Genomic DNA, 18,426 nt, shown 5'->3' on the forward strand with positions numbered 1-18,426 from the left:
ACGCCTGTTTGGCAATTCGCAAAAAAAGAGATGCATAAGCGGCTTAATATTTCAAAATTGTTTTAACCTCATGGGAATTAGCAGATCGGTTTGAATATACCCCGGGAGAACTAAATCCCTAAAGTTTTTTATCGGCATTGCTAGATACTGTCTGTATAGAAGCTTTTCGTTCCTCCCGCATTCACCGCTTCTTCAAGCCGGTTTAGTGCATGAATATAAGCAGCGGTTCTAATAGAAACCGATTCTCGTTGTGAAACTTCCAACACGTTCTTTGTTTCCTGCACCATCTTTTGTTTCAAACGCTTGTTTACTTTCCCCAGTGTCCAGTAGTGCCCGGTTCGGTTTTGTATCCATTCAAAATAACTCACCGTTACGCCCCCGGCGTTGGCTAATATATCGGGAATGATAATTACCCCGTTTTCCTCTAGTATCTCATCAGCGCCGGAAGCGATTGGCCCGTTCGCCACTTCAAAAACGTATTTTGCTTTTACTGCATTGGCGTTGGCTTCGGTAATCTGATTTTCTAAAGCCGCCGGAATAAGCATATCAACATCCAGCGCCAGCAATTCTTCGTTGTTTAGCGTTTGATGCTCAAGGATATTGCAAACGGAATCTTCACAGTAAACGGACTTAAGATCACGAGTTGCATTTTTATATTTTCTAACACTAGGAATATCCAGGCCGCTCTCCGAGTATATGGCTCCTTTTGAATCACTGACCGCGACAATTTTGTAACCTGCTTTAAACAATAATTCAGCCAAAATCGAGCCGGCATTCCCAAATCCCTGGATTGCAACCGTTAACGAATCCTTTTTGCAGTTTTGTTCTTTCATCAGGGTTTGAATAACAAAAAACGACCCCATCGCCGTAGCGGTATCCCGTCCAACGCTACCCCCCATGCTCAAAGGTTTTCCGGTGATAACGGCCGGAGTAATTTTCCTGTGGATTATGCTATATTGATCCATCATCCAGCCCATAATCATCTGGTTTGTGTAAACATCCGGCGCCGGTACATCTACATCCGGACCGATAAAATCAGCCACTGCGTTTATATAGCCGCGGCTTAATCTCTCCAGTTCGAATTTTGAAATGCTCTTCGGGTCTACCGTTACGCCCCCCTTCCCTCCACCAAAAGGCAAGTTTAAAACAGCACATTTTAAAGTCATCAAATAGGCAAGCAGCTCGACTTCCTCGATCGAAACATCAGGGTGGAATCTGATCCCCCCTTTCGCCGGCCCTCTGGAATTATTGTAAATTACTCGATACCCTTGAAAATTCTTCAAATCCCCATTATCCATACGCACGGGTATAGAAACCTTTAAACTCGATTTGGGATATTTCAGGCGTTCCACGGTATCATCCGAAATCCTAGTGTGGCTTAAAGCTTCCATTAGCCTTTTAAACTTTGTGTCCATTAATTCCCCCGCTACTTTTTAATGTCTCAAACCTGAAACCGAGTAAATTTTGAGCTTGCTCATTAAACGTTTCACAACTATTCCCTCACGACGCCTAAGTTAGTGAAATCGAACATGTAATGTAACCATTACTACGTGTTGTAAAGGAATACTCACGAAATGCCCTATTGGCTGTTCCGGAATGTAGTACCTTTCGGCTGTTTCGTAGACATTTAGTGCATAGGTATCTTTCGCCAGGAATCCGGCCTATAAATAGTATTATAGGGGACAGGTTGGTTTGGACAAGGTTTTGTTCTTTTGAATGAAGGACACGCCGCCATTCCAAGTAAAATCAAGAACCGGCGAGAGCTTACATAGGACCTATGAATTCCTGATTTTCTCATGCGAAAACGAAGCGCGCCGGGTGCATACCGGGAATCCCGGCCGCTCCATTATTACCTTCCATCGTCCAATCGGTCCGGTTGAGAACACACATTAAATCGCCCTCTCAAGGCTACTAAAATACTGGTTCAAATCCCGTAGGGGCTACCCAGATACCGTCTGTAGCTATAAAAATCCCCCACCGTATTTTCATTCCAAATGTTTGCGTCCTTATAACATTCTTTTCATCGGTTCCAGAGGCAGAGCATCGCTTCAGTAGACAAGCAGCATGTGTCCGAAAAGTCTTCCATTAAAATATCACGATTCCGGAATTCGGACGTATATTTAATGGACAGAATGCCGGAGGCAGCATGAAGAGGATGAAAGCAGCGAAAATAATATTAATTTATCTCCTTACCCCGTTGATCCTGTTGTCGATGTACGGAGGATGCGGAGGGTCCGGAGGCGGCCCTCAGCCTACGCCCGCGCCTACACCGACTCCCCAGCCGACCCCCCGGCCCGGCGCCTGTAATTCACCCGCGCTGGACACCCCCTACGTCGACGGAACGACGGAAGAGTTCTATTCCTTCACGCAGACCGGGAGCACACTCGACACCAGGCTCTTTTCAGACGGCTCTACGGTGTTCGTCATCGTAAACGACGGTTCATCCATATTCGGCTTCAGGGGGATTCCGACAGGGGCAGGAACTTCGTGCGAGCTCTTCTCGGCGTCGGTGGATTACGACATGGACGGGGCGTTCGACGAAACCGCCGAGAGCTTCGCCAGCGCTTGCCTCAGGCTCCGGAACGGCTCCGAATTCACGTTTATAGACGGGCCGGGCCGTGTGAACGCCCCACAGCAGTTCGAAAACGGCATGCTGCTCCTCTACAACCAGGTCGCCTTCTTCAACATCTCCGAGCCGCTCGACTGCGGCAGCATCGACCCTGTCGAGGGGAGCGGCATTTACGAATCCCTCCTCTCCGAGCTCGAAGCGCAGGGCAACACCCTCTGACCGCCAGGAATGCGAGGTGTTTCTGCGATTTCTCCGTTTAATTCGTGCACTTCCGGCGGCGCTCCGCAGCCAACGTATCGCTACATCCTCACGTGCGGGCACAATAGTGGCGCAAGATTACGGGGACACAACCAATAGAGTCCGCTCCTTCCGCGCGTGTTCCATCCCGGAAGAAAAGAAATAAAAAAAGCCCGGGGAGTATCCACCCGGGCCTCATTGTTTTCGTAGTTAATAACGTCTGATGTCTGTCAGAATCCGAGATCGGCGCAGGTCGTTTCGGGATGGAACACGGCCGTCCAGCCCGCCCCCGCGGGAAGAGGTACGTTGGTGGGCGTGGCCCTCAATGCAATCGTATCCCCCTCCACGAAATCCACACAGTTTACCGTATCGCTGCAGGTGTTCTGCCCCGTCCCGATCTGGCATGTGACCAGTCTATCGGATCCGGACTTCCATACGAAGAAATCGTAGTGCCCTATGACCATGCTCACGTTAGACCTGGTGCGCACATTCAAATTCGTTACCGCGCCGGAGGCCGGCATGGTAACTTCAACATCGGACGCGGCGCCTATCATGCCGTAGAACATCGGGATAAAAACCTGCTCTAACGGAAGCAGAGTCAGCACGCCCGTCGAGCCGCCGATTATCTGCACGGCCGGACCGGCAGGTCCCTCGGGTCCTTCTTCGCCCTGTTCGCCCTGCTCTCCCGGAGGCCCGGGAACCCCCTGCTGGCCCTGCGGACCAGGAGGTCCCGCCGGTCCCTGTGCGCCCTGGGGCCTGGGAGGCCCTTGCTGGCCCTGAGGTCCCTGTGGTCCGGGGGGTCCTGCCGGTCCCCGCGGCCCCGCCGGGCCCTGCTCTCCCAAAATAACATCGAGCGGCGTTTCGAACTCAAGGCAGTCCTCGTTGTCGCCCCTGTAAGTCACTATCTGCATAAAATCGTTAACCACGCAGAACGTGATTTTCTCCGCCGCGGCGGCGCTGCCCGCGGTCAGTATTAATACGAGGGATATAACAAATTTGTTCATGGCTCCTCCCTGTCCTCACTTTACATATAACTTTGGTACCGCGATGCCTACATTCGCCGGATTAACGTTGCCCTTATTATTGCGCCGTTTTTACGGAAAATGTTATGCCGGCGAAGTTGTTAATGATTTCGTGAGACCGCAGGGCCCGCGCAGCTCATAGCTCATCGGAATCGCACTGTCCGATAATTAACAATTAAGAACCAATAAGAACCAAAAGGGTGTATATTGCCAATAAATCCTGCTCCAGGGGAGGGAGAAAATGCAAGATTCAAAATTTATCTCGAGAAGGAGCTTCGTTAAATTTACCGGTACAGCAGCGCTGGGAGCATCCATTATTAAATATGGTGACGGCTTGCTGACGGCGGGCGAGGCGCGCGCCGACGAAACCCCGAGGCCGAAGACGCCGGACGAAGCCCTCAAGAAGCTTATGGCAGGAAACGAGCGTTTGGTCAATTCCTTAAAAAAGAGCCCCAGGAGAACCGTCGAGGTGCGCGAGCAGGTCGCCGGCGGACAGGCGCCTTTCGCGGTGATACTCGCGTGCGCCGATTCCAGGGTCGCCCCCGAGATAATATTCGATCAGGGCCTCGGGGATTTATTCGTCGTCCGCGTGGCCGGGAACATAGTCAACACCGCCAATTACGGGATAGTCGGCAGTCTCGAGTACGGCGCCCTGGCGCTCGGGGCGCACATCATCATGGTCCTCGGACACTCCCGCTGCGGGGCTGTATCCAGTGCGATAGAGGCCGTCGAGAAGGGCACGGAATTCCCCGGCGCGATCGATGATATCGTCTACTCCATAGGGCCCGCCGTCGCGGCGGCGAAAGACGAGCCCGGCGACCTCCTCGAAAACGCGACGGTAGCCAACGTGAACATCGGGGTCGATACGCTGAACGGCTCGGTCCGGGTATTGGCCGACAGGGTCAGAGAAGGGAAGCTGAAGATCGTGGGCGCCAACTACGACCTCTTCACGGGGGAGGTGAAGATCGTCGCATAGGCATTCCTGCATAAGCTTACGCTATTTTGAAACCGTGCGCAGTATACGCAGGGGTATCCGGCCGTTCAGCGGAAGACCGGATAATCCGCCGGCCTGTATTCGATGAGCTATCTCAGATCGTCCTTTTTGACGTAGTGATATACCTCCACGGCGTATCCGCCGTCTTCCACCCTTACGACTTCCTTCGTATCGTATACATACGACAGCAGGGCCTGCTGCTCTTTGTTTGCCTCTTCCATGTAGGGGTAGGCGATGAAGTAAATCTCTTCGGGAAAGCGGCGCCCTTTTATAAGAACGTCGGAGAATGCCAATCTGATGCCTGTAAGCCCCTCGCCATAGATCATGCGCTTTCCGGTCTTTTCGTTAACACTGCTCAGGGCATTGGACCACGTTGCATCCGGGGCAACGACGAATATCTTATCCGTTCCGATTGTCTCGTATATCTTTTCGGTGAGGTAATGAATCTCCGTGAACTCGAAGTTGTAAACGAGCTGGTCCCTCCCGTAATAAGCAGTGCCGCCCTCGAAGCCCGCCATATTCAGCATTTTATGTGAGCCGAACCTGAACGTGCCCATGATCACTTTAGACACCGGGTCTACCGTCCGGAAGGAAGAGATCGTCATCAGTGTCAGGACGGCGGCGAGGACGACGGTAACCGCGGCCTGCCTTCTGAATACTATCGCAAGCGAGTCGGCAAACAGTATCACGAGAACCGGGAATACGGGGAGCATGTAGCGCGGGTTGTTCCACATCGGGATACGCGTCAGGAAGTAGACGAACAGGATAAAGAGTAGATAAAAGTAAATGCGATCGTAAAATCCGAGTCCGGCCTCGGGTTTTACCCCGCCCTTTATACGGTTAACCGCTAGCATGGCCAGGCCCGCGGCGATAATCCCCGTGAGTATCCAGTTGAAGTTGAGGGCCAGGAGAGATGCGAGCTGGGCCGCCATAACCGGATCGACGAGATAAAACTTCAGCATCTTCAATACCCCTTCGAGCCACGAGTCCCCGATCTGGGTTTTCGGCGTGACGAACATGTATACGACGAAGGAGACTATAGGCACCGACAGTACACCTATCACCGAAATGAATCGCTTCTTGTTTCTCCACGCAAGAGAACCCTTTATAAGCATGAGCGGGACGTAAAGAAAAACACTCACGCCGTAGAGCATGAATCCCGACTCCTTCGTGAACACCATCAGAACGCCCGCGACGGCCGCCGGGAAAAAGCGCCCCGAGTAGAGGAAGTAAAGCGCCATCGTAAGGTATATGGGCAGTGTGTAATCGAGCGACGGCTGTATGGTCTGGACGAGGAACACGGGCGCGAGCCCGAAAACGAACGATATAAGGGTTATGTTCACGGGCGAGAGCGAGGCTTTGTAGAGCCTGCCGAGGAGCCCCCTCATGCATAGAAGCCCCAAAACCCCGATGACTATGTTCGCCGCGTAAATGTAGTGAAAATTGCCCGGGGCCGCTTCTTGCGTAAGCCCGAAAAGGTACGTGTGAACGAATGCGCTGTGGTCGAAGCACCAAAGAGAGCCGGTAATTGCCGCCGTCAGGTAACACCGTGAGAATTGCCAGCCGTCCCATATGGGGACGTAAGAGAAATAAAGCGACGGTATGCCGACAAACACGGCCAGCAGAAGCACGAACAACCACGCCGAAGTCAGGCGGAGCCCCGCCATAAATCTCTTACGCGGGGAATTATTTACGGTCCTTGTTTCCATCTGTCGTGAAATACTGCACGTAACCCGCCCTCTCCTTTAATCCGAGGAGCCCTAGAAGGAATATATACTTGTCCGCGAGCTTTCGACCCTTTTCTGTAAGGACGAGCTCGCCGCCCGCCCCTGTCAACAAGGATTCCTCCCTGCACTCGCCGATCCTTTTTTCTATAAAGCCGTCGGGATTGAATCCGCGGAAAAGCCCGTCCCTGGTACCTTTGCCGCCGGGGCTCTCCCTGAGCGCGACCAGCATCTGGCACGCAAGCGACCTGTCGGCGGTAGCCGGGCCGAGGAAGGTGTAAAGCCCGCACGCGAAAAGCGAGGCGAGTGCGCTTCCGGCAAGGGATACGGCCCAGGCGCCCGGGCTCGAAAACATCTCCGACAGGAAGAAATACCCGGCCAGGGTCACTGCGCCCGTCGCGGCGAGCGCGGACGCCGCCGCGCAGTAAAGGAGGTTTCGATTCCTGAATGTCCTCAGTGCGAATATGTGGAAGACGAAAAATAATCCCGGCTGCAAAATGAAAAGCAGTCCAAAAAGCGCCGTGTCTCGATACAAATCCGGTTTCCCCCTACGTAGTTATTCCCTTACCCTTAAATAAATCCCTTTATAGAGCGGTGACTCCACATAGTGATCGGCTATGCGGCTGTCGTTCATGTCCTCGATTTTATAGGATGATATAACCTTCGGTTTCTTCTCCGCTATCGATTCGTAGACGTCGTACTCGTAGCCGGTGAGTTTTTGGTACGTGTCGAGACACATTGCCGGAAACATGCAAAACCAGAAATAATCGATATCGTCGCGAAATACGTTGAAGATGACGTCCCCGTCATATACCCTGTCGCCCTCTTCCGTAACGGAGAGCACGTATTCGATCCTGCCGAGCTGGCGGGATAGCGAGGCGTTATTCATATTGAAAAAGCCCTTGTTGTGCATGGACGACATGGGGACGTAAATCGCCCCGAGGAGCAGAATCAGCTTGAACAGCCTGTTTTGGCTGAAAACCGTATCAAGAGCGTACGCCGCCGTTATTCCCACGAACGGAAGCGAGAGTAGAAGATATTGATGCCAGACGTTCTTGAAGACGACGAGCGTGAGGACCGGCACCGATACGGCCAGCACGAGGAACGGCGTATGGGTCCGCGCCCTCGCCAGCGTTACGACGCCGAACGCGTACAGGACGAAGGTCAGCACGTTTATCCTCACCGTTTCGAGAAAAAACGTCACCCTCCCGAACTGCGCGGGTATCATGGCGTTCAGCACCCAGTTCATCGTGAAATACATTCCGAGCGAGCCCGACAGGAATAGATATATGTAATACGGCGCGAGGCAGAGTAGAAAGACAGCGCCGTAAAGAGCTGCGTGCCTGAGCGCTATGCGCTTTTTAAGGCCGCCGTAAAGGAGCATGGCGCCTACGGCGAAGACGAGGATCATGGCCTTTTGCAGGAAGAGAAAGGACACCGCGAGGAATACCGAGCTTGCCGCGAGATTCCTGAGCGACCTGTTATCGTAGTAATCCAGAAGGAAATACACCGACAGAAGGCCCGCGAGAAGCTGGGGGACGTCCGGCCTTATCTCGACCGCCTTCATGTAAAATGAGCCTATGGTCGCCGTGAGTATAACACTTGCGGCGGCGGTCTCCCTCCGCCCGAAAACCCTCTCGGCGATGAGCCACGTAAGAAGCAGAATCACGAGCGCGAAGGCTATCATGATGAAGCGGCTCACCATGATCGTCTCGACCGTGGGGCCGAACGCATTTACGACAGGGACCAGCATATAACTCAAAAACGGATGGTGATGCTGGAAGAAATCGACGTAAATCTCCTTCCCCTGCGATATCAGCCAGGTCGTATGCATATGCTCGACCTCGTCGGCGTCGAGCCCCTGGGCAGCCGAGTAAACGACCAGCGTGACGAGTATGCCCGCCAGCATCCCCCCGAGAAGGAGATTCCACACACGGTCCCTTTCTATGAACCGGCTGACGAATTCGACCGGCCTCCTGAATATATAATCGTAGATGTCGGGAATGAGAGTCCTCCTTGCTTCAGCCGACCCCGGCGACGAGGCCGGTTTCGGTTATGACCGCCGACTCCTGATATTCGTAATCGGTATTCACGGCCCAGAGGTCGTTCTCCGCGCCAAGGGCTATGTTGTCCGCGGCGAGTATACCCATAAGTATGCTGTGGTCCTGGTTATTGTATTTGAACGAGCCGTAGCGGCCTATGACCGTAAGACCTTCGATTTTTCCGAGATAATCCTCTACGGGCTTTAAGAGCCGCTTGTATCCCGCACCGTATACCGGATAGCATTTACTTATGCGATGTACGTATCCCTCCGAAGCTACGTCCGCCTTTACGAGCCCCGCGCGGGAGACTTCCTCTTTCGCGAGTCCGACAAGCCTCTCGTCCTCCCAGCCCCATATCTCGTCGCCCTCGTTACACCAGTATTCGAGGGCCAGTATGGAAGCTTCTTCGTCCCCGTAAAGTGAGGACGACCAGTTCCTGAAGTTCGTAAGCCTTCCGAACCTGAGCTCTGGCGAGTGAACGTATATCCAGTTGTCGGGAAAGAGATCGCCGCTACGAACGCGCAGGTATACGAGTATCGTGTTTCTGAATCGAAGGGATCTTGCGGCTTCCTTAACCTCTTCGTCCACCCCTTCGAGCCTGGATACGAGCTGTGTAACGGGCATGGTGGACACCACGTGATCGTATTCTTTTACGGTGCCGTCCATGAGCTCTAGCCCGCGCACCCGGAGCCCGTCATTCACGACTCTCTTTACCGGGGTATTTAAATAAACCGCGCCGCCGCTATCCGAGACGCGGAACGCCATGCGCTCGTAAACCATCCCCGTCCCCCCGTGTGGATACGCGAACCTGTCCACCAGCGTTTTATGCTTCTTGCCGTTGTCCCCGAAGACGGCCGATTTAAGGGCTTCGGAGAGCGAGAATTTTTTTATCCTCTGGACGGCGAAGTCCGCGTCGAGCTCGTGGCACGGAATGCCCCAGAGCTTTTCGCTGTAGGTCTTGAAGAATATTTCGTAAAGCCTGCGTCCGAATCTTTTTACGACCCAGCTCTCGAAGGTCTCGTCTCCGCCGCTTCCGGCCCCGGGGGTAACGCACTCCCTGAAATAGCTTAGAAGACAGAGGAGCGTTTCCCTCAGGCCGAGGTTCCCGACGACGTCTGCGGGGCGGAGGGGGTAACGGTAGAGCTTTCCCTTGTATAATATCCTCGTCAGCCTGTCTACCATCGAATAATCGCTGCCGACCACCTCGAGCCATAATTCGTTAACGCGCCTGTCGCTGCTGAAAAACCTGTGGGGGCCGAGATCGACGGTTTGATTCCAGAGCCTTATGGATTTGGCGAGGCCGCCGACGGAAGAGCCGGCTTCGTACACATCGGATTTAATCTCCCGGGTTATGAGCCTGTAGGCACACGCGAGACCGGCGGGCCCCGCGCCTATGATACCAATCTTCATTTCTCCCTTTTCCTGCAGTCGATTGTCGAGCGCTGAACCACCGCTCACAAAAATATCATTATAATCTTATTTACACGTATTGGAATTGCCCGCGCCGAATAGTAAGATATTGAGCCGAAGCCTGTTTGCGGCTTCATTTCAAGGCGGTCGTAACAAGGCTCGTTTATTCAAGAGCTTCCATCATCCAAATGGTATCCCCTGCTAAATCACCTTTTTACGACAGGATCCTTGCGGCGGGAGACTGGACCCGCCGGAACCGTAGAGGGTTACTACGGGGAGCCGTCGCATTCATGATCCTTCTTGCCGCCCCGAGGCTGACGTATCAGCTTTGGAGGCTCCTCATGGACACCGGTGCTAACGGCGCCCTCGACCTCAGGATGTTAAACCGGTGGACGGCGCTCTGGTTCGGTAACGAGCCCCTCGTGGTTTATAACCTCCTGCCCGCGACGTACCCCCTCCTCTGGCCGCTGACCGGATGGCTCTCGTTCACAGCTTCGAGGTGGCTCTGGCTCCTCTTCTATATAATCTCGTTCTTCTGGCTTTTGGACATAATAAAGTCCGGGGCCGGGCTCCGTGAAACGAAGGAAACCGTCTTCGCCGGCCTGTTCCTGATCGCCATATACCCGACGAGCATTATCGTCGGCAACGGCCAGCTTGCGCTGTTTATCCTCCCTGCCGTCCTGTCGGCGATACTCCCCGGACGGGAAAGGCCGGGCGCCCGAAGGGGGGCGGCTATAACCGTTCTCCTTTTATTTTCCGCGATCAAGCTGCCCGTGTCGGCGCCTTTTTTCCTCGTGGCGCTAATATCCGAAAGGGCTTACAGGCCCGTAACCCTCGCCGTCCTGGGATACATATTGCTCACTCTCCTCGCCGTCCATTTCAGGAGCGAAGGTCTTTTGACGAGCATCGAGCTATGGATAAGGGACTCGTCGAGGCTGGCCGAAATAGGCGGCTACGGCAACGTTCACAAGTGGCTCGGCGCGGCGGGGCTTTCGGGCTTTATACTGCCCGCCTCTTTCGCTCTCCTCGCGGCGCTTGCCCTCTGGCTGTATCTGAACAGGAAAGTAGACATTTGGATCGCACTCGGGGTGACGGCCATAGTGGCGCGGCTCTGGACGTACCACAGGCTTTACGACGACCTTCTCATAATAATCCCCGTCGTCGCGCTCTTCAGAATTTTTAGATCGGGCGGGCTTTCTCCGCGCGAACGAGCCGTCGCGGGGGCCCTGCTTTTCACGTCGTGGCTCGCGCTCCTGTCGCCGGGCTACTTCCTTCATCTGGAACCTCCTCTGGGAACGATCTTCAGAACCGGGCAGGTGGCGGTATGGCTGTCACTGCTATCTTTTCTCGTATATTATTCTTCGGCCTCCACGAAGATAGAGAACGTCTTTCACCGCCGGAAAAGCACGGAGGCGCATCCGGACAGCGCGCCGGTAATTGACTCAACCCGCGGAAGATAATATTCTAAGCGCTGAGTTTTTCGCTGCAGGACACCTGAATGCAAATGGGATTCAACCGAGCTCCGGCGACCATCGTTTCATATTTATCCCGAAGCGAAGAATGGCTGACCTGTAACAGGGAGAAGCTTCTGACAGGGGCGATCTGGTTCCTCGTCCTGCTCGGCGCGCCGCGGCTCTCCTACCAGCTATGGCGGCTCCTGTTTAAGGACGGCGGTAACGGAGCTAACGACCTCAGGCTCCTTTACAGATGGGTTGCCCGCTGGTTCGAGGGCGATTCCTTTTACGGCTATATAATTCTGCCGGCTACTTTTCCGACGCTCTGGCCGATAACCGGGTGGCTTTCCCTTCAGGCGACGAGGTGGCTCTGGCTCGCGCTTTATGTTATCGCCTTCTGGGCTTTCGTTCGCATATTGAAGTCCGGGGCTTGCATACGTAGCGGGAAGGAGACGGTCCTCCTCGCCCTCTTCGTGCTAACGATTTATCCGACCGGGGTGACGATAGGAAACGGTCAAATGACGCTGCTCCTTCTGCCCGCGATAGTCGGGGCCCTCATGATATCGGGCGAGGGCGGCCCATCGCCATGGCGTCAGGCGGCTGCGATTGCGCTCTTCATTTTTTCCAGCTCGAAGCTCCCGGTCACAGCCCCCTTCTTCCTGGTACTCATCATCACGCTGGAAGGTTTCAGGACCATGACAATAGTCGGCGCCTGCTACCTGCTGCTGACATTCTTCGCCCTCCACTTCCGCGATATGAACATCGTGGAGTTCATTTCCACGTGGACTAGGGAAGCGCCCGGCGCCGCGGCCGGCGGCGGCCACAGCAACATATATCACTTTCTCGGCTTCCTCGGCAACAGGAATGTACTGCTTCCGGCCTCGGGTGTGATGCTCGCCGCGCTGGCTGCATGGCTCTACAAATTCCGGAAGACGGATTTTTGGGTGCAGCTCGGCGTCGCGGCCATAGTCGCGCGGCTCTGGACCTACCACAGACTATACGACGACCTCCTTATAATCATTCCAATGGCGGTGGTGCTGAGACTCTTAAGAAACGGCTCGCTCACCGGAAACGAGCGCGCCGCGGGGGGCGTAATCTTCGCCGTGTCCGTGGCCTCGTTCCAGATCCCGGGATTCTTCCTCCAGCTCCCGCGCCCGTGGGGGGTTTTGTTCCAGACAGGCCAGATGATAGTCTGGCTCTCCCTCCTCGCGTTTCTGACTTATTTCGCGTACACGTCCGAGAAGAAAAAACAGCCGGAACGTGTGGAGACGACGCCCGGGACAAGCCCCTTGCCTCGGGAAGTGTAAACGACCGACGAAACGCCCGGTAAGGTGGGGGCAGGATTTTACACGGTGCAAAGAATCCCCTCCGTCAACAACCTTGGCGTTAACAGAGGGGACGAGTTATCGCTTTAAGTCCGCGGTCCTGCTACGAGCCCGTCACAGCTCGGCGCGCGTCCGGAGCCTTCTCCTGATAAATATCCCCGCCGGTATAAGGGCGTAGGCCATAAGCATACCGAATATGCCGCCCGCTCCGGTTCCCGGAGGCGCTATGGCGCATCCCCCGTCAGACCCTCCGGACCCTCCGTCCGTCGGGCCGTCGTTGGTCGTATCGAGGAAGTCGGGTATGCCGTCCCCGTCCGAATCGGGAAGCGGAAGCGGCGAGCCCCCGGTTTCAGGGTCGTACCGGTCGTGGTGCCCGTCCCCGTTCGAATCGAGGAAATCGTCCACCTTCCCGTCGCCATTCGGGTCTCCGGTTCCGCCGGCTTCCTCGTGGTCCGATATGCCGTCGCCGTCCGAGTCGAGGTCGAGATGGTTGGGTACGCCGTCCCCGTCGATGTCGTTCAGGTCGACTCCTGCAAGGTCCCTGGCTGCGAAGAATCCCTCATAGTTCGAGCCGTGCTCCAGCTCGTCCGGTATGCCGTCGTTATCCGAATCGGAATCGAGATGGTCGAGCACCCCGTCACCGTCTGTATCGACCGTCGGAGTCGTAGTCGGTGTCGGTGTCGGAGGAGGAGGCGTGGCCGTGGGCGCCGGAGTCGGCACGGGAGTCGGGCCTCCCGTGGGCGGCGCGAACGTCGGCTTCGGCGTGGGTGAAGCGCAGAATTTCGGTGTGTCTATGGGCGTGGTCGAGCACGATCCCGCCACGTCGGCCGAAGCTCGGGTCAGCTCGATATTCCACGGAGATTCATTTCCGAAGCAAATCGGCTGGGGCCTGTGCCCGCCATTACCCTGGAGGATATTCCCCTTGTCGTCCGCGACGAATTGCGCCGGGAGCTTGAACGAAAATCCGGGACAACCGTTCTTCGGGCAGTCGATGTCCTTGCCCGCGAATTTACCGCATATGTTACCGGCCTGACAGGCCGCCAGCTGATCCGGCGGAAGGGTGTTCGAACATCCGCACGTGTCGCCGCTGAGCGTGCAGAAATCCGCCGGCTGGCAGAAATCCTTTTTCGTATCGGCGAATTCCTGGGCAAAGCTCTCCATGTTGACCTTAACCGTAAGGACGCCGTTCTCGTAGCTCTTTTCCCAGTTGACGGTGCTCCAGTCCGAAGGGCCCTGGTTGAAGGTGATCGGGAAGCTGGCGATGTTCGCCCTTTGAATCTTCACATCGTCACCGAGATTAAGCCCGTCGCCGACGTAAAGCTCGTAGGTTTGCTCCGTATTCGGCCTGGCATAAAGGAAGAATACGTAATATGTCCCTCCGGCTTCGAAGACGTTCACGCTGCTCGCGGTCTCCCTCTGCTTCGCCTCAGATACGGTCGTGTCTATATAATACACGGCGTTGTCGAGGGTCATCATGCTCCTCTGGTAAAGGTCCATGCCCGCCATCCTTACGCCCGTAGTGGAGAGGTCCGCCGCATCCTCGATCGTCAGGAGCTGCCTTTCGAGCGGAACACCGAAACAGGTTGCATTCGTGCACGGCCGGTCCCATTTGCTGCACGAGCCGGTGGACGCACAGGCGGGGAAAACGACCGTGGTCAGGTATTCGTAGGGGCTCGTTTTCGCCGTGTTGAACGATTCGCATTCCCCCGCCTCGATAGGCGCGTTGAAGAACGGATCGAGGTTGACGGATATGGTCTCCGTGAATTCGCTGCTGAGAAGCCCTGTCAAAGAGCCGTCGTCGTCGTTGAGCACCGTCTGCCTGTCTACACTGCTGAAATTGCCGAACATATTCGAAGCGGGGAACGTGCAGTAATCCTCCTTCACCTTATTATCGTCGGTGATGTATGTCCCCGGCTCCCATAGAGGCTCCAGCACGTAGTGCCGTACGTCTACGTTGTGGAAAAAGAGGTTCTCCGAATGGAATGCCGGGGGATAGTAAAATCCGTTCGGCTGTTTCCATCCTATGGCGGCGTTCGGCAACACGCACGAGTTATCCGTTTTATCTATGGGTATTCCTATGGTTCTCGTGTACACCCACGCCGGAACGCCCGGCCCCTGGGTCTGCGGGCAGCTTGCCGGCGTACACGTAGAGCCGAGGTGTGTCTTGGTTATGTCGAGATAGGCGTTCGAGTCCTGGTAGTTCGGGCCGTCGTATATGTTAAAGAGGCGCTGGTTCACCGCGAAATTGTCTATCGGGAAGCTCACGCCTTCGTTCAGGAGCCTGCAGTGGTTTGCCGCTGTCGTGTCGCACGCGAGCCCGTGAATCTTGCCGTTACTGCTTGAAAGCGGGTTAAACGGTCCCGCATTCGACGCAAGGGGATTGTCTTCCTGCGTATGGCCGACGAAGACGGACTTAGTCGCGAGCTGCCAGAGCCCCGGTATAACGCTCGAATGCAGATAGTCGCCGCCCGTAACGAAGCCGAGCCCGCCGTTCTGCGTATCCGACAGGAAGCTGTTCATGACCAGGTACCACTGCGGGCGGAGCCATATGGCCGCGAAGTTCTGCTGCGGCCAGTGGAACGACGAAACGTAGCTGTCGAGGACCGTGACCATGCATCTGCTCTTGTCGGCGACGCTGCACCTGTTGGGTATGGCCGTCGGGCCGCAGTCCGTCCCGTCGCATCTCGTGGCGAACCTTCCGCCGCCCGGATCGACCTTCGGATAGAAGGTCTCCTGGTTCCTGTCCCCGGTCGGCGTCGGGGCCAGCGTGTTGTATACGGGGCCCATGTCGGCCACGCCGATGCAGGAATCCGTGGCCCCGACGGTGTTGAACGACATCATGGCCGTCGTACAGGTATTGCCCTTGAATGTCTTGAGCGGCGTCATGCCGGCCCTTCCGAAGTTGATCTCGTATGTAGAGCTGCCCTGCGTTACGACCTGGCCGCTCTGAAGCGAGGCGTATGACTCCCACTTCATGCCCTGCGACGGGCCGCTGTTGGCGCCCGAAAGGAGCCAGTAGCAGACCCCGCATCCCGTTGCGCCGGCGGCCATGTTGTACTCGAAATCGTTCCAGCCGTTCATTATCCAGAATATAGTCGGGTTGTAGATGTCCGAGTTATACGGAACGAGGGGCGCGCCCGGGTTCCCGTTCCACGCCAGGATGCCGGGCACCTGCCTCGGGTTCTGCGGGTTGTTCACCGCCGCCCGGACGAGTATGCCGATGTTCGAATAGAGCCTGTTGTTTATCTCGGTTCCGTCTTCCAGGTAATATCCGTGCCCGATCGACATGAAGCCGACGTTTCTCGCCAGGAGCACGCCGTGCGTCGCGTGTATAGTCATGAAACGCGTCATCGAATCCCAGACGGACGAGTCCTTGACGAAAGTATCGGCCGGGGTGCTTCTCGCCATGTGGAAGTGAACGGGGTAATGCCCCATGCGCCCGCCCTGTCCGAGCTGATAGAACTCGACGCCCTGTATCTGCACCTGCTTGAATCCCTGCCTCACGCTCGTATGGCCGCCGAAATAATACGGCACCCCGGGGAAGCAGTCGTATACGCACGCCGGGTTCGAGGAGTTATACGTATCTCCGGCCGAAACAATCCTGATGCTGCGGGAAAGGAGCGCCACCGCGGCCCTCGTATCCGCCGCCGGCTGCCCTTCGACCTCGAGGCTAATGCCGAACGACGCCGGAACCGCGCTCAGGGGATAGGGCTCGCCGTTGTGCCTGTGCTTAAGTCCCCCCGACACCTCGGCGCCGGTAAACTTGTCGATAACCTTGAAATTAAAAGTCGTGGTGCTGACCGCCGGGGCGACTATTTCGAGAAGCTCGGAGTTCCCCGGTATGTAGTCGGTCGTGGTAAGGACTATCCTGTCCCCGGCCTCCCAGTCCACCGGGCGGTCCACGGTTAGCTGCGTCGCGCCGACGTCTACGGTGCCTTTAAGACGTACCCAGCTCGTGCCCGAATTAGAGCTCGGGAGGCTGTCCGGCAGGGTCGAGCCCTTTTTGCCGAACAGGTTCAAAGTGCCCCCGTAAGATACGGCAAGGGTCTTGTAACCGAAGTAGGCGTTCGGATCGCCGGTATCGGCCGGCAGCGTATGATAATGATAGAAATAGTCCGAGACGCCTCCGGGGAGCGTCTCTTTCGACGCCCCCTCCGAATTCCAGATCGCTTCCGGCACGCCGCATCTCACGTCCGTCTTGCACGTGACGCCCTTCCCGCCGTTCCCCTGGTCGTCGCCGTAAAGGTGTATCGTGAGCTTACCGCCCGCGGTGCCTATCGGGGCCGCTGACGTCCCGGCTATGAGGCTCGAATTGTTCTCGATTACTATGTTATATGCCCAGAAGTTTATTACCGCGTCTTCGAAAGTGAGCGAGCCGCCGTTATATATGTGCACGTTCCTGTAGTGGTACGTCCCCGCGGGAACCGTGCAGGCGGCCGTCACTTCGAGGTCTTCCCCGCTGCCGGGCGCTATGGCCCCGGCCGAGCTGCACTGCACTACGGCGGGCGTTTCGTCGAATATGCCGGATGCCGAAACGAGCGAGCTTGCACCGTTCGGTGAAACGAGCGCCCCGGGGGCGGCGTCCGCGAGCTTCGTGCCCGCGAGGTCGGCCCCTTCGAGGTTCGCTCCGTCGAGGTCTGCATTCTTTAACCTTGCATTTATTAATATTGCACCCGAGAGGTCGGCCCCCGAGAGGTCCGCCCCTTCGAGGTTCGCCTTCGAAAGGTCGGCGTTCCTGAGGCTTGCGCCTGAGAGGTTCGCGTCGGCGAGGTTCGAGTCAGCCAGTATCGCGTCGTCGAGGATAGCGCCGCCGAGGTCCACCTCCCTTAGATCTGCGTCGTAGAAATTGGCCCCGCTGAGGTCGCATCCCGCGCACCTGTCCGTATCCACTATCGTCGATACGCTTTCGAGCGTCTCTTCGGGGGCCGTGCTGATTATGGACCTCCCGTCTACGGGCACGATGAACACGGCCACGTTTTTGCCGATGTTGCTGCCGTTGTAGAGGTACATATCGTAATTCCCGGGCTCTATATCTTTAGTCACACAGTCGCCGTTGGCCGCGACCTTTAAGACCTCGGCCCCGAGGTCGTCCACGAGGGTCATGTAATGGGTTGACGTTTTGTCCCGGTCCTGCCAGCAGAACGTCTGCTCGGTTTTAGCCGTATATCTATAAGGAATGACGTCGCTTCCCTTGTCGCCCGTATCGCTCGTAAGGGTCATGCAGTCGAGCGATTCGAGGAATACGGCAACGAGGTCTTCACCCGGTATGGCGAAAATGTCGGGATTCGAGACGAAATCGTTTTCAGTCCGGACGTTCAGGGTGCCTGTCGTAGGCCCTCCAACCGCACGGTTAAGGCTGATCGGTATCAGAATGAGTAGTAAGATAAGAGCGGGCGCCAGAAAAACATAGAAACGCTTTCTCCCCTTCAGCTTCGACATGAAAAATCCTCCTTGTATTTTTACCTTACGCGTACAGACCGGCCGTTACAAGGGCGCATGCACTGAAACCGCCGGCACGCGGCCTCTCGAAATCCCGCACATCCTCTCCGGGGGGGATATATGAATTGTACAGCCGATATAGAAAAGGTGGCTCGGGACACGCCCGGCCGCCCGTTATGTCAGATAAATCTTCTTCCATGAATCGCTGTA

At 56.0% G+C, this 18,426-nt stretch carries 11 protein-coding genes; 4 read left to right on the forward strand and 7 right to left on the reverse strand.

Going from position 1 to position 18,426, the window contains the following annotated elements:
* Nucleotides 1-140: 140 nt before the first annotated feature.
* Entirely contained in the window at nt 141-1,415 is a 1,275-nt protein-coding gene (locus PKC29_04960; GenBank protein HML94760.1) for a Glu/Leu/Phe/Val dehydrogenase, read from the reverse strand.
* 731 nt (nt 1,416-2,146) lie between these two features.
* Here PKC29_04960 and PKC29_04965 point away from each other — a divergent pair.
* Nucleotides 2,147-2,788, forward strand: a complete 642-nt coding sequence (locus PKC29_04965) for a hypothetical protein (GenBank protein HML94761.1) — start codon at nt 2,147-2,149, stop codon at nt 2,786-2,788.
* 248 nt (nt 2,789-3,036) lie between these two features.
* On the opposite strand, the gene PKC29_04970 is transcribed toward PKC29_04965, so the two are convergent.
* A complete protein-coding gene (locus tag PKC29_04970) occupies nt 3,037-3,810 on the reverse strand; it encodes a hypothetical protein (GenBank protein ID HML94762.1) in 774 nt (257 codons plus the stop codon).
* 259 nt (nt 3,811-4,069) lie between these two features.
* Here PKC29_04970 and PKC29_04975 point away from each other — a divergent pair, with 259 nt between their 5' ends.
* Nucleotides 4,070-4,804, forward strand: coding sequence for a carbonic anhydrase (locus PKC29_04975; protein ID HML94763.1), 735 nt, complete (start codon nt 4,070-4,072; stop codon nt 4,802-4,804).
* A 107-nt stretch (nt 4,805-4,911) separates the two neighbouring features.
* Here the strand turns inward: PKC29_04975 and PKC29_04980 are convergent, their stop codons facing one another.
* From PKC29_04980 to PKC29_04995, 4 genes are all read right to left on the reverse strand, one after another.
* A complete protein-coding gene (locus PKC29_04980) occupies nt 4,912-6,489 on the reverse strand; it encodes a hypothetical protein (protein HML94764.1) in 1,578 nt (525 codons plus the stop codon).
* 19 nt (nt 6,490-6,508) lie between these two features.
* The gene (locus PKC29_04985; protein ID HML94765.1) at nt 6,509-7,081 is read right to left on the reverse strand and encodes a hypothetical protein; all 573 of its coding nucleotides are present in this window, start codon (nt 7,079-7,081) and stop codon (nt 6,509-6,511) included.
* 21 nt (nt 7,082-7,102) lie between these two features.
* On the reverse strand, nt 7,103-8,479 hold the full coding sequence (locus PKC29_04990) for a glycosyltransferase family 39 protein (protein ID HML94766.1): 1,377 nt from the start codon (nt 8,477-8,479) through the stop codon (nt 7,103-7,105).
* A gap of 88 nt (nt 8,480-8,567) precedes the next feature.
* Entirely contained in the window at nt 8,568-9,998 is a 1,431-nt protein-coding gene (locus PKC29_04995) for an FAD-dependent oxidoreductase (GenBank protein ID HML94767.1), read from the reverse strand.
* A 290-nt stretch (nt 9,999-10,288) separates the two neighbouring features.
* On the opposite strand from PKC29_04995, the gene PKC29_05000 reads away from it, so the two are divergent.
* Both PKC29_05000 and PKC29_05005 read left to right on the forward strand, forming a co-directional pair.
* Nucleotides 10,289-11,458, forward strand: a complete 1,170-nt coding sequence (locus tag PKC29_05000) for a hypothetical protein (protein HML94768.1) — start codon at nt 10,289-10,291, stop codon at nt 11,456-11,458.
* A 44-nt stretch (nt 11,459-11,502) separates the two neighbouring features.
* Entirely contained in the window at nt 11,503-12,759 is a 1,257-nt protein-coding gene (locus PKC29_05005) for a hypothetical protein (protein HML94769.1), read from the forward strand.
* A 132-nt stretch (nt 12,760-12,891) separates the two neighbouring features.
* Here the strand turns inward: PKC29_05005 and PKC29_05010 are convergent, their stop codons facing one another.
* Nucleotides 12,892-18,216, reverse strand: a complete 5,325-nt coding sequence (locus PKC29_05010) for a pentapeptide repeat-containing protein (GenBank protein ID HML94770.1) — start codon at nt 18,214-18,216, stop codon at nt 12,892-12,894.
* Between the last annotated feature and the right edge of the window lie 210 nt (nt 18,217-18,426).

Source organism: Thermodesulfobacteriota bacterium (assembly GCA_035325995.1).
Lineage (GTDB): Bacteria > Desulfobacterota_D > UBA1144 > Nemesobacterales > UBA2774 > JADLGH01.